A 494-nucleotide genomic window follows, 5' to 3' on the forward strand; every position below is an offset into this window, starting at 1 on the left:
CAGCGGCACCGGATCCGGCAGGGGCCATTCCAGGCGAACGGCACCGTCTTGGATCCCGGCGCGGACCTGAGGCCGTCCGGCCCGGAGCGCGTGGAGGGCCGCCGCCCGAGCGGACGGGCTCAGGCCATCGCCGGCAGAGCGGGCGAGGATCCGTGGGACGTGCGCCACCCGCGCGGCGCTGGTCATCGCGGCGGCCATGATGGCCGGCGCGATCTCGGCCATCCGGCCGGCGGGGCGCGTCAGGGCCGCGGCGAGCCAGGATCTCGACAGGAGGAGGGGAAACCCCGGATACCCCGTCGCCAGGGCGAGGTCCGGGCTCCAGTCCGGCTTCAGCCGCGGCCGGCCGTCGGGATCGATCGCGTCGCCGTAGGCGATGTCCGCGCCCGACAGGGCGCGGGCGAGCAGCGCCAGGGCCTCCGGCTCCGGGACGTCGCCGGCGCGCAGCAGGCACAGGGCGTCCGCCTCGCCGGAAAGTTCGTCGAAGCGGGCAGCCT

General features: G+C 76.7%; 1 protein-coding gene. It reads right to left on the reverse strand.

The features are described 5' to 3' along the window. A partial coding sequence (locus ACU8YC_RS26435) for a hypothetical protein (protein WP_446896184.1) occupies positions 1–494 on the reverse strand: 494 nt, incomplete at both ends.

The sequence above is a fragment of the Citrobacter sp. VF227 genome (genome assembly GCF_052950715.1).